Genomic DNA, 24,034 nt, shown 5'->3' on the forward strand with positions numbered 1-24,034 from the left:
CCCCGTTTAAAATAAATTACGTTTCATAGTATAGCATGCTTTGCTACTTCTTTGGTGACAAGTGTTATACTAGTTTACGTATAAAATAATGAAGGGGACAATTTAATGATTACATTAAAATCACCACGCGAAATTGAAGCGATGGAAAAGGCCGGTGCTGCTCTTGCAAGTATGCATATTGGAATCCGGCAATTTATTAAGCCAGGAATTTCAAGCTGGGAAATTGAAGACTTTGCCCGGAAGTACTTTAAGGCTGCCGGTGCTAAGGCTGAACAAATTGGCTTCGAAGGGTACAAATACGCAACCTGTGTCAGTGTTAATGATGAAATTTGCCACGGCTTTCCACGGAAGAAGCTCATCTTTAAAGATGGCGATTTAGCTAAGATTGATACTGTTGTTAGTGTTGACGGCTTCTTTAGTGATTCCTGCTGGAGCTATGGAATTGGCAGTGTTAAACCAGAAATTCAAAAGTTGATGGATGTTACCAAGAAGTCATTATTCATGGGGATTGATCAATGTGTTGCCGGCAACCGGATTGGTGATATTGGTGCCGTTATCCAACACTATACTGAAGATGAAAATGGTTATGGTGATGTTCGTGAATTTGTTGGCCACGGTATTCAACCAACCATGCATGAAGATCCAATGGTTCCTCATTATGGCGAACACGGGCAAGGACTCCGCTTAAAGAACGGGATGACAATTACCGTTGAACCAATGATTAATACCGGGACTTGGGAGGCCGATACTAGTGACCCGAGTGGTTGGCTTGCTAAAACTGCTGATGGTGGTTGGTCTTGTCAATATGAACACACGCTTGTCGTTACTGATAAGGGACCAAAGATCTTGACTTCTCAAGATCCAGAGACCGATGCCAAGTACATTTATGACGACAACTACGCCAAGTACTTAAAGCATTACAGTGAAATTGCTAAAGACGTGGCTAGTCATTTTGAATAGAGTGCGAGCCAGCAGAGGGCTTGCGGAAAGCTAACAATTTCTCCCGACTAGATACTGAAAGCATCTGGGAGGGAGGTTGTTAGCTCTAGCAAGGCCCTGGCGAGCAGGTTTCGACTCCGTTACACTCCATTGACCCATAAGAAAATAAAGTGACTGCTAAAGTTAAATAAAGAGGACGTAAAAATGCATAAATAAAATGGCAGATCTGCTAAAGAAAAATTAGTGATCTGCCATTTTATGATTTATGAGAATTGAAAGAGCAAGCTTTACTAAGAGTTATTCAAATAAAGCGTTCATAATGCTTAATGATTATATTAATAAATATACATAAAATTATTGCGATAATCACTAATAATGTATTTTATGCGTGAATAAGCCGACTAATATGCATAAATAAAATTAGAAAATGATAAGAAATATTGAAAAACTCTTTTATTTTTAGTAAAGAGGACTATACTTAAAATATTAAATAATTTCTTATTCTTATTTAAGAATCTTTGCGTTATATTATGGAGGTTTTTTATTTTGGATGAGCAGAGTAGTAATAAAAAAATGATTACTACCTTCGGCCTAGTGACGATGATCATTACTGCGATCTTTGGTTTTGGTAACGTATCAAACGCCTACTTGCAAATGGGCTACGGCAGTATTATCTGGTATGCGCTTGCAGGGATTTGTTTCTTCTTCCCGTGTGGCTTAATGATGGCAGAATATGGTTCTGCATTTAAGGACGCTAAAGGAGGAATTTACTCCTGGCTTGCCGGTTCAATTGGTGAACGAATGGCTTTTATTGGGACTTTCGTTTGGTTAGCTTCCTGGATTGTTTGGATGGTTTCCACCGCTTCCCGGATTTGGATTACTTTTTCCGCATTGATTTTTGGTAAGGATACCACTCAGCAGTGGCACTTCTGGGGAATGACTTCAACTGAAGTTATTGGTGTCCTTGGGATTATCTTAATGATTGCTTGTACCTACTTTAGTTCTCGGGGAATGACCGCGATTGCCAAAGTTGGTTCACTTGGTGGGATCTTCACCGTTGTTGTTAATATCATTTATGTGATTGCAGCTATTATTGTTTTGATTATTAACAAGGGTGTTTTGGCTCAACATTTTGACGGTGCTCAGAGCTTAATTATGTCACCTAATCCACAATTCCAGACGCCAATTGCAATTATTTCTTTCGTTGTTTATGCAATCTTCGCTTATGGTGGTATGGAATCACTTGGATCCGTTACTGATTCAATGAAGAACCCTGAAAAGACTTTCCCACGTGGCTTAATCATTGCCTCTATTTTTACAATCGGTGCTTATGTCATCATGATTTTGATGGCTGGTTGGTTTGCTAATTACAAGCATGACTTTGCAGTGTCAACAACTAACCTAGGGAACGCTACCTATGTCCTCTTTAACATCTTAGGGGTTAAATTAGGAACTGCCTTAGGTTTCTCTCACGCAGTTGCTCTCGAATGGGGTGCTGCCATGACACGGATTGTTGCCTTCTCACAGGCACTAGGATTCTTAGGGGCCCTCTTTGTTCTGATGTATTCACCAATTAAGGCCTTTATCCTTGGTTCTAACCCTGATTTATGGCCGAAGAAGCTGACTAAGCTTAATAAGGCGGGAATGCCTGCCAATGCAATGTGGCTTCAGGTTACAGTTGTTTCCATTATTATCTTCTTGGTTGCCTTTGGTGGTTCTGCTGCTCAACGGTTCTACACCATCTTAACCGATATGGCCAACGTTTCTACCTGTTTCCCATACCTTTTCTTAGTTGGTGCATTCCCATTCTTTAAGAAGCGGACAGATATTGAACGGCCATTTGTTGTCTTCAAGAACAAGGCATTGACTAATACGATTGTTTGTTTCGTTGAAATTATTTTGATTGTCGGGATTCTCTTTACCTTTATCCAACCAATGTTAGATAAGGATTGGGAGACTGCTTTCTGGACAATCGCTGGTCCTGTCTTCTTCGCTGCAGTAGCATTGATCTTCTACCAAATCTCTGCTAAGAAGCACCATGTTAAGAATGTTATTAAGTAGAGTGAGTGTGAGCAGGTAAAGAAGAATCGCAAGACAACAATTTTTCCTGACTGGATGCTGAAAGCATCTGGGAGGGAGTTTGTTGTCTATAGAGGCTTCCCTGCGAACACGTTATGACTATGCCGCAGTAGTAATGCTGGCTCTGGCAAGCACGTTTTTTGAGTCGTTATCTCGAAGTATTAAAAATTAAATCGGTGCAACAAACAAGTTATCGGTGCAAAATCGACTGATTTTGCACCGATAATCTTTAAATTGCACTGATAATATTAATATTTTTCATTTATCTTGTAGTAAGAAATCAGAAAAGTTCGATTAATTTCATAACTTTTCTGATTTCTTTCGTTTTAAATAATCGTGGATAGAACAATATTTCTTCTAAGACATTGAGAGGTGAGATATAATGTATATCAAATATATATTAACGGAGGGCGTTAAAATGACAGTTAAGATCAGACGAGTGGGGACATCGGATGTTCTTACCGTTCCTAAATCCATTAAGAAACGGTACAAGGAATATGAGGTATACCAAGATCGAAATGGGGCGATAGTGTATATGCCTAAACGGAATAATCCCTTTAAGAACAGTGAATTTATTGCAAAGCATCTTTATGATGGTGATGATACTGGCTTTATTGATGGTGAGGTAAGGGATGACGAATTATTACATTAACAAGTATATTCCCCAAAAACAGGATCTGATTTGGATTGATTTTGAACCTTCCCTCGGTGAAGAAATTAAGGGAAGACACCCGGCAATTGTGATGAGTTCTGCTAATTACAGTAAGCTCACCGGGCTGGTAATGGTCATGCCGATTACCCATGCCAAGAATAATCGATTGAGGGAGTTCTTCATACCGTTGCATACAAAGGAAATCGAAGGCTATATTAACCCGCTTCAAATTTTTACGTTTAGTATTCGAAAACGTCGGGTAGAATTTACCGGAGAAATTGCTAGCCCACAAGATTGGGCTCGCGCTTTGATGATCCATAATGAAATATTGGATAGCTAATAAGTGGAGGCGGCTTTTCTCACAGTTCGCACACAATTTAAAATAATGTATAATGAACGAGTATTACTGATGAGGAGTTGGGCAATGATCGGGAAGCTAAATAAAGCAAAATTAAAGAATTTAATTGCGATGCTGGTCAAGCATTTTACCCTGGCCCAACTATCTAGTTCTGCAGCGACACTCGCGTACTATACGTTACTTTCAATCTTTCCGGCACTGCTGGTGATTGGGAACTTATTGCCGATGATCGGTCTAGATGCAAATACCGTTCTTACCTATTTACAAACACTAGTTCCGGCAACGGTTTACAGCTTTATCCGGCCGTTAGTCCTGGACTTCTTACAGCGGGGGAGCGGGGGCGTCCTGACCACCGGGGCCTTGATTGCTCTCTGGTCGACTAGTCAGGGAATCGCTGCTTTTCAGCGAAGCGTCAACCATGCTTACGGGATTGCCGAAAATCAAAATCCGATTAGCAATCGGGTGATTTCATTCATCTGGATGATTGTCGTTGTCATTATTATCTTCGTGATCGTCTTTCTATATGGTATTGGTGAACAATTCCTGAAATGGCTTCAACCATTCCTGCACTTCAATCGGCGCTACATCTTCCTGTTCAGCAGCCTGAAGTGGCCGATTACCTTTGCCGTTATTTTTATTGCTTTAACGATGTTGTATTACTTTGTTCCTAACGCTAAGGTCGGCCTTCGCTTTGCAGCAATTGGGGCTTTTCTTGTTTCGATCTTCTGGCTATGGCTTTCCAAGTTGTTTGGGTTATATACCGTTCTTTTCAGTCATGGCGTGATTGGTTATAAGACAATTGGAGCCTTTATTGCAATGATGGTTTGGCTGGATTTTTCTGGCTACTTAATCATGATGGGAGCGGCAATTAACGCAGCCCTTCAAGAAGCTCACGACGGGAAACTTGAAGAAAAAGAGCACTTCTGGCAGTTAATTAAAACGGAACATGATGATGCTCGTAAACGAATTGTAAGAAAATAGCGAGACTGGAATTAACCAGCCTCGCTATTAAGGTAAGGATTATTATAATGGAATATTGCTATTCAGCTACGGGAGCTTGCTTTTCGGCATTGAAAAGAACTGTTGGAATTGTGTCAACGTACTTCGCGGCAATTGGAGTAACGTACAACTCTTCACTGTCCTTGAAAAACAGGTGGGTATTAGCTAAGTTAATCATTGCCTGACGGACCGTTTCAGCATCTAGTTGATCATTTGCATAGCTTAGCTTAAGAATGTGTTTCTTACCAAGGCTACCTTTGAAAGTTAAATTAAGAGTTTTCATAAATTAAATCTTCCTTTCTGATTTTAGACAAGGGAAATTGATTGAGTATTAACCACGTCTGCGCCAATCACTTTTTCGGTGGTTAGAATTTCAATGGCAGAGCTAAGTAAGTTGAATTGTTCTTCGCTGACATTTTCAGAAACGTTATTCAGGACATGCTTTACTCCCTTGGGTGCTTTTCTCCGACTAACGTTAATTGAATCTTAGCTGCTTTGAACTTTCGTGACATGCTCATGATGAATTCTCCTTTGGTTTAATTTAATTGATAAGTAGTGGCCACTGCTTACACCTATTAACAACGAATGAGAAGCGGATTTGTAAAGAAGGAATTTTAAAATGGCAAAAATTACTAAAATTGAAGCGCAAAAAAGGCAGGGAAGGTATAACGTTTACTTAGATGGTAAATATGCCTTCCCAGTAGCTGAGAGTGTATTGATCCAATTCCGGTTGATGAAGGGGATGGAGATTGATCAGAAACTTGAAGCACAAATTACGACCGCTGATCAAATTGCTCGTGCTTATTCGCGAATGCTTGACTACTTATCTCACCAGTTGCGGACGGAAAGTGACGTAATTCAAAAGCTTCACGATCTTGAAACGCCAGAAGAATTTATTGAGCCAGTTTTGCAAAAACTCCGTGCGCAAAAGCTTCTCGATGATCATGAATATGCCGCTAGCTACGTTCGCACCGAGATGAATACCGATCTTAAAGGGCCGGGAAATATTCGGCAGAAGCTCCGGTTAAAGAAGATCGGTGAAAATGATATTGATGATGCATTAGCTCAATTTACTCTCGAACGTCAATTAGAAAACGCCACAAAATTAGCAAAAAAACTTTTTCGTCGCTATCGTTCCCAACCCATTCGTCGTCAAGAACAAAAAGTTCGTCAGGGATTAATGACAAAAGGATATGCTAGCACGATTTATGACCAAGTTAAGGATCAGGTTGAACCAGAAGAAGATTTTGACCAGCAAGAAGAGCTGCTGAACCACCAGGCAGAGAAGATCTGGCACCGTTATCGTCGCTACCAAGGTTATGAGCGAGAAATGAAGTTTAAGCAAGCAATGTACCGGAAAGGCTTCGATTTAGATGCTACGCAAGCTTGGCTAGATCGTCAGGATTCAGAGGAAAGCTTTTCAGACGAGTAAAATGCTGGTAAAATGTGTAAGATACGTAGAAAAGTACAAAAATAAAACTTAAAAGAGAAGTATAATGACACAAAAGAAAATTCATATTGATGAGAAAAAACTGCAACATCAGTATGGCTACCGGTTTATCAAGCGCCTTTTTGATGTAGTCGCGTCTTCAGTTGCGGTAGTGATTCTTAGTCCAGTTTTTTTAATCATCGCGATTGCAATTAAAGTTAATGATCCTGCGGGACCAGTTTTTTATACCCAGACCCGGGTCGGAAAAGATGGCAAGCCCTTCAAAATGTTTAAGTTCCGATCAATGGTTACTAACGCTGATGAGCTGTTAGAAAAGCTCCGTGATCAGAATGAGGTTGAAGGCGCAATGTTCAAAATGAAGGAGGACCCTCGGATCACCAAGGTTGGTAAGTTTATTCGGAAGTATAGTTTGGATGAACTGCCTCAATTATTGAACGTTGTTGGGGGTTCGATGAGTATTGTTGGCCCTCGACCACCGTTACCTTACGAAGTTAAAGAGTATACCGATTATGATCGCCAACGCTTAATGGTTAAGCCTGGTGCTACTGGGATGTGGCAGGTTGGTGGACGAAACGCCTTAAGCTTTGATCAAATGGTTGAACTTGATTTGACCTACATTAATGAACGTTCAGTGTGGCTTGATCTTAAGATTATGTTTGAAACTGTTAAGGTGATGATTAAGCCTAACGCTGCTTATTAAGGAGAACGACTGTGAAGACAAAAGTATTAGTTGCTGCTCATAAGAATTATGCAATGCCCAAAGACCCATTGTATTTGCCGGTCTTTGTTGGTAAAGAGATTCATCCTGATGTTAACCATATTTTCCAGGGTGATAATACGGGGGACAATATTTCAGCGAAGAACCCTTACTATAATGAATTAACAGCGATTTACTGGGGATGGAAGAACTTAGACGTTGATGCAATGGGGTTAGTTCACTATCGTCGTTACCTAAGTCTCAACCACCAAAAATCACTGGATGAGGTATTATCAAGTGAACAAGTAGCTGACTTACTTAAGGATCATGATATTATCTTACCGCCTAAACGACGTTACTATATCGAGACAAATGAGTCTCACTACCTTCACGCTCATGAGCATGAACCATTTGAGGTAATGCGTCAGGTGATCCACCAAAATTATCCTGAATACGCAGCTGCTTTTGAAAAAGTCATGAAGCGGACATGGGCCCACATGTTTAATATGTTCATTATGAAACGTAAACCGCTAGATGAGTATTGTACATGGATGTTTGATGTTCTTGGCGAAGTGGAAAGTCGGATTGACATTTCAAATTATTCAACCTACGAACAACGGGTTTATGGATTCTTGAGCGAGCTACTATTAGATGTATGGCTTGAGGTTCACCCAGAATACTCGACGGTTGAAGTAAAGTACGTCTTCATGGAGCATATTAACTGGTTCAAGAAGGGCGGTAAGTTTGTTCTGCGGAAGATTACGGGACATGCGTAAAGAGGAGGCAGATTTAATTGCCTAAGTTATCCATTGTTGTTCCTTGTTACAATGAGCAAGAATCAATTCCATTATTTTATCCTGCTGTTGAAAAAGTTGTTAATAAGATGCCAGTCGAGGTTGAATATTGGTTTGTTAATGATGGTTCGGCTGATAAGACCCTGGATGAATTACGAAAGTTGCATCAACAAAATCCTGATAAAGTTCATTATGTATCCTTTTCTAGAAATTTTGGTAAGGAAGCTGGGCTATATGCTGGACTTGAAGCGACGACAGGAGATTATGTTGTTGTAATGGATGTTGATTTACAAGATCCTCCTGAATATTTACCAATAATGTATAAGTATATCTCTACGGGAGAATATGATTGTGTTGGGATGCGACGAACTGATCGTACTGGTGAAGCGAAGGTTAAATCATTCCTTAGTGATAAATTCTACGACGTTATTAACAAGATCTCTGATACAAAGATTGTTAATGGTGCTCGTGATTATCGAATGATGACTCGCCAAATGGTTAATGCCGTCTTATCTTTAAAAGAATATAACCGTTTCTCAAAAGGGATCTTTAATTGGGTTGGTTTTAAGACCAAATACCTACCATATAAAAATGTCCAACGGGTTGCTGGGACAACTGATTGGTCCACTTGGAAGCTATTTAAGTATGCTATGGATGGCATAACTGACTTTTCCGAAGCACCACTGTCAATTGCCACCTGGATTGGTGGGATGTCAGCATTCTTATCAATTTTAGGATTGATTTTTGTAATTGTTCGGAGAATTATTGAACCAAGCAGTAGTGCCTTTGGTTGGGCATCGATGGTTTGTATTATGCTTTTACTTGGTGGACTTCAGTTGATGTGTATTGGAATTGTTGGCAAATATATTGGTAAGATTTATATGCAAACTAAACAACGACCAATCTATATTGTAAAAGAGAAAAAGTAGGAGGGAAGTAGGGTGCAATATCTATCATCCAAATATCAACGGTTAATTAACCTTGAGTTAGATGGACAAATCCTTTATGAAATAGCGTTTGCCTTTTACTTTGTGATTGCTTTTCTTCAAACCTCAACCTATACTTTTTATTTTCCTGGTAACCTTCTACATCAAATTGCTTTTATTCCATTAGCGATCGTTTTGTTTAAGATTATCTTTTTTGATTCAAATACAATAAGAAAAATAACGGTTAATCTTTTAGTCCTTGCTATTCTATTCATTACTTGGCGGACATCAGGTGAGTTTATCCTCTTTCCAATGGGGATTTTTGTTTTAGGTGCTAGAAATGTAGATTTTAAGAAAATCATTTACTTATATTTAGTGTTAGGAACGATCCTTCTCTCGTTTGTCTTTTTTACTTCTCTAATCGGTTTAACAAAGAATCTGATTTTCCATCGGGGAATTCACACATTAAGACGGGCATTTGGGATTATTTACCCAACTGATTTTGCGGCCCATATTCTCTATCTAGTATTGGCATATTGTTATCTTTACTTCAATAAACTTTCGTGGAAGAGTTATACAGTATTTGTACTATTAGCAATCTTCCTCATTAAGTTTTGTGATGCACGTTTGAATGCCTATGCTTTGATTTTGGTAATTCCAGTAATGATGATCGGACAACGGGCACAAAAAGGATATATTGTTTCAAGATCAATTGCTATCTTTTACTGGATTTTACCAGTTTTAGCAGCTTATGTTACAGTTTTCCTGTCGTATCTGTATGCATCTGGACACAAGTTATTTGAACAAATGAATAGTTTATTGTCTGGTCGGCTATTTTATAGTCACGAAGCTATAAAAAAATATGGCTTTAGTCTTTTTGGTCAGCATATTCATGAAAATGGCCTTGGTGCTGTTGGTGGGATAAAAAATGCAGCTGCTGAGGGAGCAAACTATTTTTATATTGACTCAGCATTTATTCGTTTATTCGTTATCTATGGAGTAGTGATAGCTTTAGTGGTTATTATTACTATGACAATTGTTTCTTATCGTTCTATCAAAAAAGCTGATTTTGCCTTAGCAAGCATTATGGTTATTGTAACGATTAGTGCAATTGTGGAACAACGTCTGCTAGATTTCGGCTACGATCCGTTTTTAATTGCTATTTTTGCGCAATGTTATTTTTCAAACAAATTGATATCGGAGGAGAAAAATGAAAAACGTAACTTTAAATAATTTAATGAAAAAATACGGGAAACCAGTTTTAGTTGTTTTTATTTTTGCTATCCTCGGTGCTTTAGTAATGGGAGTAGATGCTAAAAAGAAAAAATCAACTACCTATACCGCTAGTCGCCAAATTGTAATTTCTCACAATATTCCTCAAGAAATGCGGACAATGTCAAGTGGTGCTAATATTTCAATTGTTGGTGAAGATAATAATATGATGCCAACCTATAAGGATATTGCTGAAAATGGAACCATTGCTCAAAAAGCACGAAAGCATTTGTCTAAGTCAATGAAGAAAAAATACTCAACAGATGATATTAAGAGTGCCATTGATGCTAAAATTTCACAACAATCGTTAGTGATGGAGTTAAAGGCAAAAACATCGTCTAGGGAAGCGTCTGTAAAGATTGTTAACGCAACTGCAAAGGCAATGAAGGAAGAATTACCACAGCTACAACCGGGTTCGGGAAAGGTAACCCTTTTGCAAAAAGCAACCGTTAATAATACCGATAGTAAAACAACTCCTAGCACGAAAAAGTATGTAGTTGTTGGCTTTGCTTTAGGCGCATTGCTGGGATTAATTATTGAATTTGTTGTTTTTACAGTTAAGAATTTTGGACATAAAGAGTAGAAAAATGAAAAAAGTAGTTTTTACGGTTGCTGACTATGGAAAGGACAATGATGCAGGACCAAAGGCAAAAAGAGATGTGGATTATTATTTATCACAATCTGGCTTTGAAGTAATTCATCAGCAATTAAACAACAAATCTAAGTTAGATAAAATTAAAACAGCATATTGGGTAATTCCGCGTCTATTTAACAATGTAGAAAAGTTTGATGAGCTATTTTTCCAGTATCCAACTTATTCTAGCTATGTGATGAAAAGACTTATAAATAAAATGCGTTCAAAAAGTAAGAAGCTGTTCTTCATTATTCATGATGTTGAATCGCTTCGCCTTTTTCAAAATGACCAAAACTATTGGGATGGTGAACGAGCACTTTTTAACGCTACTGATGGCTTGATAGTTCATAATCATAAAATGAAACGATGGCTACAGGAAAATGGGGTTACTGTTCCAATGGTAGAATTAGGAATTTTTGATTACAACAATCCTCAAAAAATAAACCAAAATTCAGAATATGATAGAACAATATGCTTTGCTGGGAACTTAGCAAAGTCCAAGTTTCTTGATAAAATAAGTTTACAAGCTGGAAAATTAGAAATCTTTGGTTCATATCCAAGCGAACACTATTTAAAAGGCGTTTCTTATCATGGTCAAATGAGTCCAGATGAATTACCGAAGAAACTTACTCAGAATTTCGGGCTAGTCTGGGATGGCTATCAATTAGATACTTGTAGTGGGAAGTTTGGTAATTATATGCGCTATAATAATCCGCACAAAGTTTCCCTTTACTTAAGCAGTGGACAGCCAGTAATTATTTGGAAAGAAGCCGCTCTTGCTGATTTCATTTTGAGAAATAATTTAGGAATTGCAGTAAACAGCCTCGAAAATCTTGATGACATTTTAGAAAATATTACTGAGAATCAATATTCTGAAATGAAGATGAATACTATTGAGATCGCTAAAAAGTTACGAAAAGGTGACTTTATAAAGAGCGCAGTTAAAAAAATAGAAAATATTACTGAATAAAAAATATAGCCAGATGGTAATTGTAATTACTATCTGGCTATATTTTTAGTTTTGTTTAATTCTGTTTAACAATTTGGGCATTACTTGGTAAGCTTCCTGACCAATCCTGATAGTTTGTTTGTGAGCTGCCTGCAATTGTTTGACGATCCATTCCGTCACTATCAACATGGTGAGTAACACCATATTGATCGGTCCAAACAGCAACATCGTTAAGCCCTAATTGTTTTTGACTGTTATTATTGACATTACTATTAGCAGTTGAAGAGCTTGATTGCGACGATGATGTTACGCTTGCACTGCTGCTAGTTGAGCTTGTCTTCTTAGTAGAATTTTGCTTACTGTTTTTACTTGTCTTTTTAGTAGCTTTCTTAGTAACTTTTTCAGTTTTGGTATGTGAAGATGATGCAGTGTCCTTAGAATCCTTTTGTGAACCACAGCCAGCTAACCCAAATCCTAAGATTGTAACTAACATTCCAGACAAAAATAAACGACTAAATTTCTTCATATAAGTATCTCTCCTATATTGAAAGGTTCAAATCAACTATACTTGATAAGTATTTAATAGTATAATTATAGCATTTGCAGGAAGTTTATTACTAGTTGAATAAACGCAAACAAACTGATTTTAACATTATCTAAAATTTTCATCAATAAATAACGTTACATATGAAAGGATGAGCGTTCCATGACAAAGTATGACTATCTTGTGGTTGGTGCTGGCCTATTTGGTGCCACCTTTGCTTACGAAGCAGCTAAGCGTGGCAAGAAGGTTAAGGTAATTGAAAAGCGCGATCACATTGCGGGAAATATTTACACTAAGGAGGTTGACGGTATTCAAGTCCATCAATATGGTGCCCATATTTTCCACACTTCCAATAAGGAAATTTGGGATTACATTAACCAGTTTGCTGAATTTAACCGTTACACAAACAGTCCTGTTGCTAATTACAAGGGGCAAATGTATAACTTGCCGTTTAACATGAATACCTTTAGTGAAATGTGGGGTGTTCGTACTCCAGCAGAAGCACTGGAAAAGATTAACGAACAGCGTCAAGAAATGGCTGGTAAGGAACCTAAGAACCTTGAAGAACAAGCTATTTCGCTAATTGGTCGGGACATCTACGAAAAGTTAATTAAAGGTTATACCGAGAAGCAATGGGGGCAAAAAGCTACCGAACTACCAGCATTTATTATTCGGCGGTTGCCTGTTCGTCTGACGTATGACAATAATTACTTCAATGATCTCTATCAAGGAATTCCAATTGGTGGTTATACTCAAATTGTTGAAAAGATGCTTAATAGTGAATTAATTGATGTTGAAACTGGAGTTGACTTTTTCGATCAGAAGGACGATTATTTAGCTAATTATCCTAAGGTTGTATTCACTGGAATGATTGATCAATTCTTTGATTATCAACTTGGTGAACTTCAATATCGAAGTTTGCGCTTTGAAACTGAAGAAAAGAATGTTGGTAATTACCAGGGAAACGCGGTGATTAACTATACCGATGCTGAAACACCATACACACGGATTATCGAACATAAGCACTTCGAATTTGGTAAGGGCGACAAAGATAAAACGATTATTACTCGAGAATATCCAGCAGACTGGCATCGTGGCGATGAACCATACTATCCGGTTAATAATCAGCAGAATAATGAGCTTTACAAGAAGTATGCTCAACTTGCTGCAGAAAAGGCTAATAATGTTATCTTTGGTGGACGGCTTGGTCAATATCGCTACTACAATATGGATCAAGTTCTCCACGTAGCCTTAGTTGCCGTAAATAAGGAGTTTAAGTAATTAGCAATGAAAGTTATCAAGAACTATTTGTATAATGCGGGATATCAAATTTTGAACATGATTATTCCATTGATCACTGTTCCTTATATTTCTCGTGTTTTAGGTGCACATGATGTTGGGATTAACGAATACACTAATGCATGGGTAACCTTCTTTTACCTTATGGGGCAAATGGGAATTACTCTTTATGGTAATCGAGAAGTAGCCTACCATCGTGATGACTTATATGAACGTTCGCGAACTTTTTGGGGAGTTGAAGCGTTACAATTATTGACCGTTTCTTTATCCCTTATTGCATATTTAGCTGCTGTTTTTCTTTTTAGTACGACTTTTAAATATTATTTTCTCATGCAGGGTCTCTGGATTATTGCAACAGGCCTGGATGTTTCATGGTATTTTATGGGGTTGGAAAACTTCAAAATTACGGTGGTGCGAAATGCACTAGTTAAATTAGCCTCTGTAATTTTGATTTTTACTTTTATCAAGTCAACAGCTGATTTAGGAAAATATATTTTAATTTTAGGTGGCGCCCAAGTTGTTGGTAATTTAACATTATGGCCCTATTTAAAAGGAAATATTGTTTGGGTTAAAATTAGTGATTGGCATCCATTTAAGCATTTTTATCCATCATTATTACTGTTTATTCCAACTATCACCACACAGGTCTATCTTGTGTTAAACCGATTGATGTTAGGACATATGGATTCACAGGCTGCCTTGGGTAATTTTGGACAATCAGATAAGATTGTTAAGTTTGTTTTAGCAATTGTTACCGCAACTGGAACAGTAATGTTACCGCATGTGGCTAATAAGTATGCTAAGGGTGACATTGAAGGTGTACGAAATAGTTTGTATTCTTCATTTGAATTTGTTTCATCTATTTCGATTCCAATGATGTTTGGGTTGATGGCAATTTCAAAACAATTTGCTCCATGGTTCTTAGGGAGTGGCTTTCAAATGGCTGGTCAAATTATGTTCCTTGAATCACCAGTAATTGTTTTAATTGCATGGAGTAATGTTACTGGTACTCAATATTTGATGCCGGTTAACCGAGTTAAGGAATTTACAACTTCAGTAACTATTGGCGCTGTAAGTAATGTTGCGTTTAATCTGGTTCTAATTCCGTTTTGGGGAGCTAACGGGGCAACTTTGGCAACAGTTGGCTCAGAATTCTTAGTTACTGCTTCTCAGCTAGCAATGATTAGAAAGACAATTAGCCGACGTAAGATGTTTGAGGAAGTTTGGAAATATGCAGTTAGTGGGTTAGTAATGTTTATAATTGTCAATCGAATCAGTAATACTATCCAAATGACGATTGCCAATTTAGCATTGGAAGTTGCCGTCGGAATAGTAATTTACTTATCTGGCCTGTTTATCCTCCATGCTAAAATTTTGAGCCAAGCAAAAAATATTATCAGTAAGAATTAATATATGACAAAAACCTAACAATTTTCTTGAGAAGTTGCGAGCATAAATTTTATCTTTTATACTTGACAAAGTGTTATGTTTAAAAATTAATTTAAAAAATAGATTTCGTCCCACTTTTAGGAGGATTAAAACGTTTTGAATAGTCGCAAAAAAAGATTTAAACTTTACAAGTCAGGAAAGCAATGGATTACAGCAGCGATCGTTTCGATCGGTTTTATTGCTGGAACACAAGTAAAGCATGTTCATGCTGATACGACTACTAATCAGATCCAAACTACGCAAACTCAAACCACAGCAGAGAGTAATGCTTCTCAAAGTACAACTTTGACTATTGCTAATAATGAAAATAGCAATTCTGCTAGTGCTTCAGTTGCAAGTGCTCAAGCTGCTGCAACTCAACAAAATCGAAATATCAATGCTGAAACCTCATTTGCTCAAAGTAAGGTTGCTGTAAATGATACAACTAATCAAGTAAATGTTAGTTCTCAAAGCTCTGATAATATTAATGCAACTGATTTAAATAGTCAGGCTAGTGATATTGTTGCTCAATCAGATGCGAAAAACATTGGTTGGCAAAAAGTAAATGATAACTGGCATTATATTAAAGAAGATGGAACCGCACAAACAGGTTGGTTTGAATCACCAGCTGGTTGGTGGTATTACTTTAATAATGATGGTCAATCACGGACCGGCTGGCAAAGTATTAATAATAAGTGGTATCATTTTGATGAAAATAATTCATCTGCAGATAAAGGATGGTATAAATCAGCAGCTGGTTTCTGGTACTATTTTAATGATAGAGGAGATGCGCGAACCGGCTGGCAAAATATCAACAATAAGTGGTATCACTTTGATGAGGTTAATGCATCGGCTGATACTGGTTGGTACCAAAGTGCTGCAAGTTTTTGGTACTATTTAGATCCAGAAAATGCTTGGGCTCATACTGGCTGGTACAAGTCGGCAGCAGGTTTTTGGTATTACTTCGATCAAAATAGTGCCAGTGGTGCAAAGGGTTGGCAGAGAATTAATAACAAATGGTACCATTTTGATGAAGCTAATTCTTCTGCAGATACCGGTTGGTTTAAAACACCAGCGGGTTTTTGGTACTATTTAGATCCAGAAAATGCTTGGGCTCATACTGGTTGGTATAAGTCAGCAGCAGGCTTCTGGTACTACTTTGACCAAAATAGTGCTAGTGGTTTACGTGGTTGGCAAAGTATAGATGGTCGTTGGTATTATTTTGATTGGAATAATGCTAGTGGTTTACGAGATTGGCAGTACATCAATAATCATTGGTACCATTTTAATTGGGATAATGCCTGGGCGGATACCGGCTGGCAAAAGATTAATGGTAAATGGTATTACATGGATCCAACTAATGCTTGGATGTTAACTGGTACTCAAGCGATTAATGGCAAGACTTATACTTTCAATTCTGATGGTTCTTGGGCTGATGGTTGGGACTGGCCATTCCCTCAAGATGGTGAAGGTTATTTTGGTGGTGGACAATTATTTGGTGTTCATGCCGGTGGTGAATTCCGATTAAATGGCTTCCATGATGGCTTAGACTTTGGTTCAATTGATCACCCAGGTAGAGAAGTACATGCTATTCACGGTGGTACTGTTAAGATTGTCGGATATGGTTCCGGATTAAGTTGGTATGCCGTAGTTGATACTGGTGAATATCTAGTTGTTTATCAAGAAGCATTCTCCAGCAAGAATAATATTCTCGTTCATGAGGGACAACAAATTAGCACTGGGGACGTTATTGGTATTCGTGATACTTCACACGTCCACATTGGTATTACCCGAGATCACAATTTTAACCGTGCTTTAGCTAGTTCATTTATTAATAATGGAACTTGGCTCGATCCACAGAAAATTATTCGTGAAGGACTATAATTTAATTAATCTGATATTTGATTAGGTATAACGAACTGATAGTTAGCGAGAAAGCTAATTATCAGTTTTTGATTAACAAGGAGTTATTGACTTATTTTTTGACTGCAATCATAAAGATATTTTATGAGAGAAGTTGGACTGGTGCTATGGCTGTTTACAATGATATTACGATGTAAAATTGAAGAGTTGTTGAAAAAATAATGCTGATTTCAATAAAAAAGATGAGATTGGCCTAACTAATAAAACTATTATTAATATTTAACTTGTTGTTTTGTGTCAAATTGGGATAGAAAAGGGCACACATTTTAGGTGAATTAGGGCTATTACAATGATGATGACAGTTAATCTAATGTCTAGTAATGGGTTAATGGGAAAACTTATCTGTTCGATTAGTTCTAATTGCCTAAAAATAAGTAAATATAGCAGATTTGATTTATGATATAATAACGTCGTTTCATTATAAAAATTAGGGAGGAACTTTAATAATGAAAGATTTTTTCTGTCCAAATTGCGGTATAAAATTAAAAGCAGGAACTAAATTTTGTCCAAATTGTGGGCATAATGTTGAAAGATTTACTAAGAATAGCAATGATAGTAATCAAAATACTGATTATATTCAAGGTGCTCGAAGAGAGTCTTCAAGAACGGTTAAGTCATTTACTCAAAAATGGGGTTCTAATAAAAAACGTAATAATATTATTTTAGCTATCATTATTTTATTAATAGTCTTTTTAACATGGGGACACTTTTATTATCAAGAAGATAACCAAATGAACAGAGCAATTACTGCTATTGGAGACCCTAATAAAGCTGCTGCAAAATACGTTACTTCAACAACTTCACAAGTAAAAATTAATAATAGCACTGTTAAGCCAATTCAAAAATATTTCCAAAAATATCCTGGCGACTTAAATAGTTTAAAGCAAAAGTTTAGTGAGGGTGAAAAATGGAACGACTATCAATTTATTCAAAAAGGACGCGCTTGGCTTATTTGGCCTCGCTATAAAATTCAGGCTGAACCAAATTATATTACAGTTAATACGGACCAAAAAGGAATGCTTATTAAAATGGACGGTAAGTCCTTAGGTACAGTTACATCTAATGCTAATACAAGTGATAATGGTACTAGTGATGTTAATTCATCTGATAGTAGCAATAGTTCATATTCAAGATCATTTGGCCCATACTTACCTGGCCTACATACATTTGTTGGTACAAAGAATGTCGATGGGCATCAATTAAAAACCACTTTAATTAGTTCAGATGATACTATTACAATTAATAATGGTATCTCAAATGATAATGCACAGTCTCTTTTATCAGGTGTTTTTCAGAATAATGTAGATGATGAAGATGAAAGTTTTGTTGACGGTCAAAATAACACTGGATACAAACAACTAGTTAAGATGTTTGATGGCTTTCAAGATGATGATGGTGTTAGGAGTTATAATGCTAAAGTTAACGTTAATAGTGTTACACCAATTAGTGATAAGAAATTTAAGGTGAACTATCAGGTTAAATTCACTTTTGATAATCAAAATAATGATGACGATGATAGTTCAACTAAAAAGATTCAGGTATTTAAATATACCGGTACTATCGTTAAAACCAATGATCAGAACAGTAATAATGGATTAAAAATCAAAGATCTTGGTCATGCTAAAAAGGTAAGTGAGTCAAACGAACATGAAGATTAACCTCTGACTTAATTAATATGTATAATAAAAAGCTTAGAGTTTGAAACATTCTCTAAGCTTTTTATTTGCTATATTGTTAGTTAATCTAATAGCCATGCATTATCTTGATCAAAATGATAAAGTTTACCATCAATATATTGGTAGCCAGTTACAGCATGCCCATCGTTATCAAAGTAATACCGATGTCCATTAATATTTTGCCAACCTGTTAGGGTCCAAGCGTTATTTGGATCGAAGTAGTACCATTTACCATCTAATTTTTGCCAGTTTGTATAAGCACTTGCATTAGTTAGATCAAAGTAATATTTGTGATTATTAATGGTTTGCCAGCCAGTTCGTGCACGACCATCATTGTCAAAATAGTACCACCAGCCACCTGGTGATTTGAACCATCCAGTAACTGCCCAGGCATTTGCAGCATCAAAGTAGTACCAACTATTATTATGACGGTACCAACCTCTATAATTAGAAGCATTGGTAGGATCAAAGTAATATTGATGTCCATTGATGGTTTGCCAACCAGTACGTGCTTGACCATTATCATCAAAGTAGTACCACCAGCCAGCTGGAGATTTAAACCAGCCAGTAGCAGCATCACCACCATTATTAAAGAAGTACCAGTGACTGTTCAAGTTAAACCAGCCAGTCTGCATTGCACCAAAGTAGCCATTGTGGTTTGGCTGAAGATAGTAAACTTTGCCGTTAATTGTTTGAAGACCACTTTCTAATTGACCAGTACTTGGACTTAAGTAATACCATTGTCCACCATTGTAGCGCCAACCATGACTCAACCAGGCATTACTATCATCAAAATAATACCAAGCATTGTCTAAATATTGAAATCCTTTGAGTGCCCAAACGTTACTAGGGTCAAAGTAATAACGATTACCGTTAATTGTTTGCCAACCACGCAGCGCCCAAGCATTTGTTAGATCGAAGTAATACCAATTATTATTGATGTTCTGCCAGCCCTTGTCAGCCCATGCATTATTGTAATCAAAGTAATACCAATTATTATTAATATATTGCCAACCAGTTAAAGCCCATGCATTAGTATAGTCAAAGTAATACCAGTTGCCAGCACCTGATTGATACCAGCCAGTTTGCGCAGTACCATCTTGGTTGAAGTAGTACCAGTTATTATTTATTCGTTGCCAGCCAGTAACATTATTGCCATTAATTGAATATGACCATTTCCCATTATTGTTAGACCATTCGCCCGAGTTAGCTACTAACCCTTGATAATCGATCGAAATATCTAAGTCACCATTATATCCAGGAATGCGCCCATGGGCGTTAAACTGCCATGCTCCATAGTTCTGGTTCCTTAGGTTAGCTGAAGATGGTGAATAAAGGTATTGGGCAACCCAAGTACGGTTTTTCCCGACTGTTGAACTAACATTATAAGTTTGATCATAAGAAGTTGAGGCATAGACTGCATGGTTAGTAAAACCACGAGTATTTAATTGATTCCAGAAAGCATTTAAATGATTAGCAACTCCGTAATATTTGGTAGTTGTATCTTCCATGTCAGCATAGATTAAGGTGTTCTTGTCTAACCCTAATGCTTCCATTTCATTTGCTAAATAATTAGCCTCGTTGATAGCGGCATTTTGACTACCAAATTTGGCATAGTGATACACTTGAACATTTAAGCCAGCATTTTTAGCGTAATTAATTTGTTGACCAGCGTATCGGTTAATATAGTAGGTCCCTTCAGTAACCTTAACAATCGCTGTTTTAACTCCGAGATTTTTTAAGGTAACAAAATTATTAGGAGTCATACTAGCTTGATAACCACTAATATCAACTGCATCTACTCGAGGATAGTTAGCGTCACCAATATTGATTACTGGTGTGCCATCATAAGCAGTTTGTGCAGCTGCTTTTACGGTTGTATATGCGGTTGCTGGTGCAGCCGAATTTTGACTGTTAATACTTAATGATTGCGTTGGTTCAGCAGCACTTTCGCTGGCCACATCATTGGAGTTAGTAGCAAAAGTTGCTGAAGTGGCACTTTGACTTTGTGCAGAGGCAGAATCGGTATTTAAATTTACATTTGAATTTACTTGTTCAGTTGATACTTGTTCAGTATCGGCTTGAACGTTTTTTGAATTTAAATATAACGAGGTTGATAAAGATAATAACGTTAATGTTGAAGCAAGATAGATATGATTCTTATGAGTCACTATAATCCTCCTAAAAAATTTATATAACGATAACTATTATAGTTCCTAATACTAATTGTTTAATTTCAATAATATTAAGATCTGTTAACAAATTGTAATTTTTTTATGATTAACGTGTAGGAAGAAAGGAAAAATAGTGATATATTACTAGTGTTAAATTATTTTATTTGGGAAGGTAATTATGAAAAAACATTTTAAGCTTTATAAATCAGGAAAGCTTTGGGTTACTGCAGCGGTTGCAGTATTATCATTTGCAGCTTCAGCTAATTTAAGTCAAGCATCTGCTTCTGACAATCCTGAAGTTACCACTGCACAAACAATGAAAGCAACGAGTGATTCGGAAAATAACAATAATTCTGATAATTCAACTGTAACAACTAACATTAACGGTTATACGAATCAAAATGGTACTTGGAAGAATACTAGTGGCCAAAGTGCGAATGGTTGGCAAACTTCTGGCAACGATTGGTATCACTTTAACAATGGTAATCAAAATAAAGATTGGCAAAACATTGATAATAACTGGTACTACATGAATCCAGATAACGCCAAGATGGAAACTGGAATTCAAAAAATTAATAATAAAACCTACTACCTAAACGAACAACATGATGGTACGTATGGTGCAATGAAAACTGGTTGGCAGTATGTTGATGGTAACTGGTATGGCTTTAAAGGCGATGGTAGTGCATATACTGGCTGGAACTATCTTCATGGTAATTGGTACTACATGAATCCAGAAACCGCAGTTCTAGAAAGTGGTATTCAGAAGATCAACAATAATTTCTATTACCTGAATGATAAAGCTGATGGGAAATTTGGTGCAATGAAGACTGGTTGGCAGTATGTTGACGGTCATTGGTATGGTTTCAAAGGCGATGGTAGTGCATATCTTGGTTGGCAAAACCTTAGTGGTAATACTTACTACTTCAAACCAGAAAATGCGCAAATGGCAACCGGTGATACTTTAATTGATGGTAATTACTATTACTTTGATCCAGTATCTGGTCACCAATTAAAGGGAATGTTAGTTGATGCTAATACTAAATTATTGAAGTATTACGATCCAAGTACTGGTATTCGGCAAAGTGAACTTACTGTAAATGGCCATACCTATAAGTTTAATCCATTAACTGGGATGATTGATACTAGCACTCTCAATGATGGGTTAAATCAAATTGCAGGTCACATCTATTATTACAATCGTGGTACAAATAGTTTTGCCTTTAATAGCTGGCAAAAACTAAATGGTGCTTGGTATCACTTTAACAACGATGGAACAGCTTCTACAGGCTGGTTCAAGTCCCCAGCAGGTTTTTGGTACTACTTTGACAATGATGGAGCAAGTCTTCTCGGTTGGCAAAAGCTTAATAATAAGTGGTATCACTTTGATAATACTAATGCCTCAGCGGATACTGGTTGGTTTAAGACTCCGGCAGGTTTTTGGTACTACCTTGATCCAACAAATGCTTGGGCACATACAGGCTGGTTCCAATCACCAGCAGGTTTCTGGTACTACTTTGATAATAACAATGCTAATGCCTTAACTGGTTGGCAAAAGCTTAATAATGCTTGGTATTATTTCGACAATGTTAATGCCTTTGCTTGGACTAATTGGCATCTAATCAATGGTAGTTGGTACTTCTTTGATTTAGCTAATGCTTGGGCTGATACTGGATATCATATTATTAATGGGATCGAGTATTACTTTGATCCGGTTAATGCTAATTTATACCAAAACCGCTGGGTAAATGTTAATGGCTGGACATACCATGCTGATAATAGTGGTCGTTTATGGTTCCCTCAGTGGTATAGTCAGTTTAGGCCTTATGGTGTAGCGGAAGGATGCTCCATCTTCTCTTTAGCAATGTTATTAAGTCCTAAAGAATATATTAATTTCCCTTATGCATGCCAATTACTGCAAGCTCGTCAATCAGGTAATATATATACAGGAGTAGGTTTTTCACTTATTATTCAGCCAGATTCTCTTGTAGAACTTGCTCATCACTTTGATTCCTCTGTTCGTAATATTTCTGGAAGTAGCGTTCAGGATATTATTAACATTATTAATTCAGGTCATCCAGTGGAATATTATGGATTTTCTGCGTATGAAAGGACTTATTGGCATCGAAATCATGCAAAAGTAATTGTTGGCTACCAAAATGGTTGGTTTAGGGTTTTTGATCCTTGTTATAGTTATACCAATGAGGGCTCAGCAGGAATGAATGCTTTCGATTATGGTGCTAAAAGTTGGATCACAACAGCTCAATTTGCTCGTGAATATGCGGGACAAGCAATTACAGTTGATTAATTTATTGAGAGATTCTTATCAAGCTGATAGGAATCTCTTATTTTTTGTAAATTGTAACAATATCAGGAATAGCTTATAATTATTAGGTTAGATTAAAAACAAAGCGGGAATAATATGAAACAGTTAACACGAAAAGAAGTTAAACAATATTTACTAGACATCTTGGTTAATTTTGATCAATTTTGTAAGCAAAATGATTTAACAATGTACTTATGTGCGGGGACATTATTAGGTGCGGTCCGTCACCATGGCTTTATCCCTTGGGATGATGACATTGATGTGTGTATGGACCGTGAAAGCTACAATCGGTTAGTAAGTATTGCGAAGAAAGATTCAGTATTTAATAAATACTATAAGGTGATTGATTTTCAGTTTGGTGACTCGAATTACCCATATATTAAAATTGTTGATTTGCGGACAAAAATGAGTCAACAATTTGGTAATGATGTGGCTGACTATTTATGGATTGATGTTTTCCCAATGGATGGGTTACCAGATGATGAAAAACAACAAAAGCGACTTTACAAGAAGATATCAACTATCCGTGAGATTTTAATGTTAAGCTTTGCCAAACCAGGGCAGGGGCGAAGTTTTGCTAAGAAAGTTCTTAAAACACCATTGATCCCACTTGCTAAATTATATGGGCTTGAAAGAGCAAATAATCAATTATCAAAGCTTTCCCAGAGCTATGATTACTATAAGACGGGGCTAATTGGTGATGTCCTTTGGGGAGATTATGGTAAAGAAATTTTAACTGTCAAAGAATATTTTAAATCCACTAAGGTTACCTTTGAGGATTACGTATTTGATACCTTTGCTTGTTGGGATAAATATTTAACAGAACTTTATGGTAATGATTACATGGAAATTCCACCAAAAAGTAAACAAGTTAACCATAACCTACAAGCATGGCTTAGATAAGATAATGGAAGG

The 24,034-nt window shown here is 36.9% G+C and carries 21 protein-coding genes; 18 read left to right on the forward strand and 3 right to left on the reverse strand.

The features are described from left to right. Window positions 1-105 precede the first annotated feature (105 nt). The 5 genes from map (at window position 106) to PRK60_RS01970 (ending at window position 5,009) form a co-directional block, all read left to right on the forward strand. The gene (map, locus tag PRK60_RS01950; RefSeq protein ID WP_102168467.1) at window positions 106-960 is read left to right on the forward strand and encodes a type I methionyl aminopeptidase; all 855 of its coding nucleotides are present in this window, start codon (window positions 106-108) and stop codon (window positions 958-960) included. A gap of 525 nt (window positions 961-1,485) precedes the next feature. Beyond that, a complete protein-coding gene (gene yjeM / locus PRK60_RS01955; protein WP_148444522.1) occupies window positions 1,486-3,000 on the forward strand; it encodes a glutamate/gamma-aminobutyrate family transporter YjeM in 1,515 nt (504 codons plus the stop codon). 436 nt (window positions 3,001-3,436) lie between these two features. Next, window positions 3,437-3,670: a hypothetical protein gene (locus tag PRK60_RS01960; RefSeq protein ID WP_050754849.1), complete on the forward strand. Its 234-nt coding sequence runs from the start codon at window positions 3,437-3,439 to the stop codon at window positions 3,668-3,670. Beyond that, window positions 3,651-4,010 (forward strand): type II toxin-antitoxin system PemK/MazF family toxin, encoded by a 360-nt coding sequence (locus PRK60_RS01965; RefSeq protein ID WP_273646202.1) that lies wholly within the window; start codon window positions 3,651-3,653, stop codon window positions 4,008-4,010. Before PRK60_RS01960 ends, PRK60_RS01965 begins: the two co-directional genes overlap by 20 nt. Before the next feature lie 84 nt (window positions 4,011-4,094). Then, complete coding sequence (locus PRK60_RS01970; protein WP_273646203.1) at window positions 4,095-5,009, forward strand: YihY/virulence factor BrkB family protein; 915 nt, start codon at window positions 4,095-4,097, stop codon at window positions 5,007-5,009. 58 nt (window positions 5,010-5,067) lie between these two features. On the opposite strand, the gene PRK60_RS01975 is transcribed toward PRK60_RS01970, so the two are convergent. After that, window positions 5,068-5,310 carry a DUF2922 domain-containing protein gene (locus PRK60_RS01975; RefSeq protein ID WP_191913421.1) on the reverse strand — a complete coding sequence of 81 codons (243 nt, stop codon included), beginning with the start codon at window positions 5,308-5,310 and terminating at the stop codon, window positions 5,068-5,070. A gap of 336 nt (window positions 5,311-5,646) precedes the next feature. Here PRK60_RS01975 and recX point away from each other — a divergent pair, with 336 nt between their 5' ends. The 7 genes from recX (at window position 5,647) to PRK60_RS02010 (ending at window position 11,770) form a co-directional block, all read left to right on the forward strand. Beyond that, window positions 5,647-6,459 carry a recombination regulator RecX gene (gene recX, locus PRK60_RS01980; protein WP_102168462.1) on the forward strand — a complete coding sequence of 271 codons (813 nt, stop codon included), beginning with the start codon at window positions 5,647-5,649 and terminating at the stop codon, window positions 6,457-6,459. Window positions 6,460-6,523: 64 nt separating this feature from the next. Further along, the gene (locus tag PRK60_RS01985) at window positions 6,524-7,177 is read left to right on the forward strand and encodes a sugar transferase (RefSeq protein ID WP_102168461.1); all 654 of its coding nucleotides are present in this window, start codon (window positions 6,524-6,526) and stop codon (window positions 7,175-7,177) included. 11 nt (window positions 7,178-7,188) lie between these two features. Beyond that, a complete protein-coding gene (locus PRK60_RS01990; RefSeq protein WP_102168460.1) occupies window positions 7,189-7,950 on the forward strand; it encodes a DUF4422 domain-containing protein in 762 nt (253 codons plus the stop codon). A 17-nt stretch (window positions 7,951-7,967) separates the two neighbouring features. Next, window positions 7,968-8,897, forward strand: a complete 930-nt coding sequence (locus PRK60_RS01995; RefSeq protein ID WP_003716755.1) for a glycosyltransferase family 2 protein — start codon at window positions 7,968-7,970, stop codon at window positions 8,895-8,897. A 12-nt stretch (window positions 8,898-8,909) separates the two neighbouring features. Next, complete coding sequence (locus PRK60_RS02000) at window positions 8,910-10,127, forward strand: hypothetical protein (RefSeq protein ID WP_102168459.1); 1,218 nt, start codon at window positions 8,910-8,912, stop codon at window positions 10,125-10,127. Further along, a complete protein-coding gene (locus PRK60_RS02005; protein WP_102168458.1) occupies window positions 10,105-10,749 on the forward strand; it encodes a YveK family protein in 645 nt (214 codons plus the stop codon). Before PRK60_RS02000 ends, PRK60_RS02005 begins: the two co-directional genes overlap by 23 nt. 4 nt (window positions 10,750-10,753) lie before the next feature. Next, window positions 10,754-11,770 carry a glycosyltransferase gene (locus tag PRK60_RS02010; protein ID WP_102168457.1) on the forward strand — a complete coding sequence of 339 codons (1,017 nt, stop codon included), beginning with the start codon at window positions 10,754-10,756 and terminating at the stop codon, window positions 11,768-11,770. A 55-nt stretch (window positions 11,771-11,825) separates the two neighbouring features. Here the strand turns inward: PRK60_RS02010 and PRK60_RS02015 are convergent, their stop codons facing one another. Next, on the reverse strand, window positions 11,826-12,275 hold the full coding sequence (locus tag PRK60_RS02015; RefSeq protein WP_273646204.1) for a hypothetical protein: 450 nt from the start codon (window positions 12,273-12,275) through the stop codon (window positions 11,826-11,828). 180 nt (window positions 12,276-12,455) lie between these two features. Here PRK60_RS02015 and glf point away from each other — a divergent pair, with 180 nt between their 5' ends. From glf to PRK60_RS02035, 4 genes are all read left to right on the forward strand, one after another. Continuing rightward, window positions 12,456-13,574: a UDP-galactopyranose mutase gene (gene glf / locus PRK60_RS02020; RefSeq protein ID WP_102168455.1), complete on the forward strand. Its 1,119-nt coding sequence runs from the start codon at window positions 12,456-12,458 to the stop codon at window positions 13,572-13,574. Between the two features lie 6 nt (window positions 13,575-13,580). Next, on the forward strand, window positions 13,581-15,002 hold the full coding sequence (locus tag PRK60_RS02025) for a flippase (protein ID WP_148444520.1): 1,422 nt from the start codon (window positions 13,581-13,583) through the stop codon (window positions 15,000-15,002). Between the two features lie 135 nt (window positions 15,003-15,137). Then, window positions 15,138-16,904: a KxYKxGKxW signal peptide domain-containing protein gene (locus PRK60_RS02030; protein ID WP_178696039.1), complete on the forward strand. Its 1,767-nt coding sequence runs from the start codon at window positions 15,138-15,140 to the stop codon at window positions 16,902-16,904. A gap of 485 nt (window positions 16,905-17,389) precedes the next feature. Beyond that, the gene (locus tag PRK60_RS02035; protein WP_273646205.1) at window positions 17,390-18,601 is read left to right on the forward strand and encodes a zinc-ribbon domain-containing protein; all 1,212 of its coding nucleotides are present in this window, start codon (window positions 17,390-17,392) and stop codon (window positions 18,599-18,601) included. Between the two features lie 80 nt (window positions 18,602-18,681). Here PRK60_RS02035 and PRK60_RS02040 read toward each other — a convergent pair whose 3' ends face one another. Further along, the gene (locus PRK60_RS02040; RefSeq protein WP_148444519.1) at window positions 18,682-20,790 is read right to left on the reverse strand and encodes a GH25 family lysozyme; all 2,109 of its coding nucleotides are present in this window, start codon (window positions 20,788-20,790) and stop codon (window positions 18,682-18,684) included. Window positions 20,791-20,971: 181 nt separating this feature from the next. On the opposite strand from PRK60_RS02040, the gene PRK60_RS02045 reads away from it, so the two are divergent. Both PRK60_RS02045 and PRK60_RS02050 read left to right on the forward strand, forming a co-directional pair. Next, window positions 20,972-23,101 carry a KxYKxGKxW signal peptide domain-containing protein gene (locus tag PRK60_RS02045; protein ID WP_273646206.1) on the forward strand — a complete coding sequence of 710 codons (2,130 nt, stop codon included), beginning with the start codon at window positions 20,972-20,974 and terminating at the stop codon, window positions 23,099-23,101. A gap of 114 nt (window positions 23,102-23,215) precedes the next feature. Continuing rightward, window positions 23,216-24,022 (forward strand): LicD family protein, encoded by an 807-nt coding sequence (locus PRK60_RS02050; RefSeq protein WP_273646207.1) that lies wholly within the window; start codon window positions 23,216-23,218, stop codon window positions 24,020-24,022. Window positions 24,023-24,034 lie beyond the last annotated feature (12 nt).

The organism is Limosilactobacillus portuensis, from assembly GCF_028607025.1.
Classification (GTDB): Bacteria; Bacillota; Bacilli; order Lactobacillales; family Lactobacillaceae; genus Limosilactobacillus; species Limosilactobacillus portuensis.

Bases quoted from the DNA above. Each gene is read 5' to 3' on its own strand.
- map (WP_102168467.1), top strand. From the start codon at position 106: ATGATTACATTAAAATCACCACGCGAAATTGAAGCGATGGAAAAGGCC.
- PRK60_RS01960 (WP_050754849.1), top strand. From the start codon at position 3,437: ATGACAGTTAAGATCAGACGAGTGGGGACATCGGATGTTCTTACCGTT.
- PRK60_RS01965 (WP_273646202.1), top strand. From the start codon at position 3,651: ATGACGAATTATTACATTAACAAGTATATTCCCCAAAAACAGGATCTG.
- PRK60_RS01970 (WP_273646203.1), top strand. From the start codon at position 4,095: ATGATCGGGAAGCTAAATAAAGCAAAATTAAAGAATTTAATTGCGATG.
- PRK60_RS01975 (WP_191913421.1), bottom strand. From the start codon at position 5,310: ATGAAAACTCTTAATTTAACTTTCAAAGGTAGCCTTGGTAAGAAACAC.
- recX (WP_102168462.1), top strand. From the start codon at position 5,647: ATGGCAAAAATTACTAAAATTGAAGCGCAAAAAAGGCAGGGAAGGTAT.
- PRK60_RS01985 (WP_102168461.1), top strand. From the start codon at position 6,524: ATGACACAAAAGAAAATTCATATTGATGAGAAAAAACTGCAACATCAG.
- PRK60_RS02005 (WP_102168458.1), top strand. From the start codon at position 10,105: ATGAAAAACGTAACTTTAAATAATTTAATGAAAAAATACGGGAAACCA.
- PRK60_RS02010 (WP_102168457.1), top strand. From the start codon at position 10,754: ATGAAAAAAGTAGTTTTTACGGTTGCTGACTATGGAAAGGACAATGAT.
- PRK60_RS02015 (WP_273646204.1), bottom strand. From the start codon at position 12,275: ATGAAGAAATTTAGTCGTTTATTTTTGTCTGGAATGTTAGTTACAATC.
- glf (WP_102168455.1), top strand. From the start codon at position 12,456: ATGACAAAGTATGACTATCTTGTGGTTGGTGCTGGCCTATTTGGTGCC.
- PRK60_RS02025 (WP_148444520.1), top strand. From the start codon at position 13,581: ATGAAAGTTATCAAGAACTATTTGTATAATGCGGGATATCAAATTTTG.
- PRK60_RS02035 (WP_273646205.1), top strand. From the start codon at position 17,390: ATGAAAGATTTTTTCTGTCCAAATTGCGGTATAAAATTAAAAGCAGGA.
- PRK60_RS02045 (WP_273646206.1), top strand. From the start codon at position 20,972: ATGAAAAAACATTTTAAGCTTTATAAATCAGGAAAGCTTTGGGTTACT.
- PRK60_RS02050 (WP_273646207.1), top strand. From the start codon at position 23,216: ATGAAACAGTTAACACGAAAAGAAGTTAAACAATATTTACTAGACATC.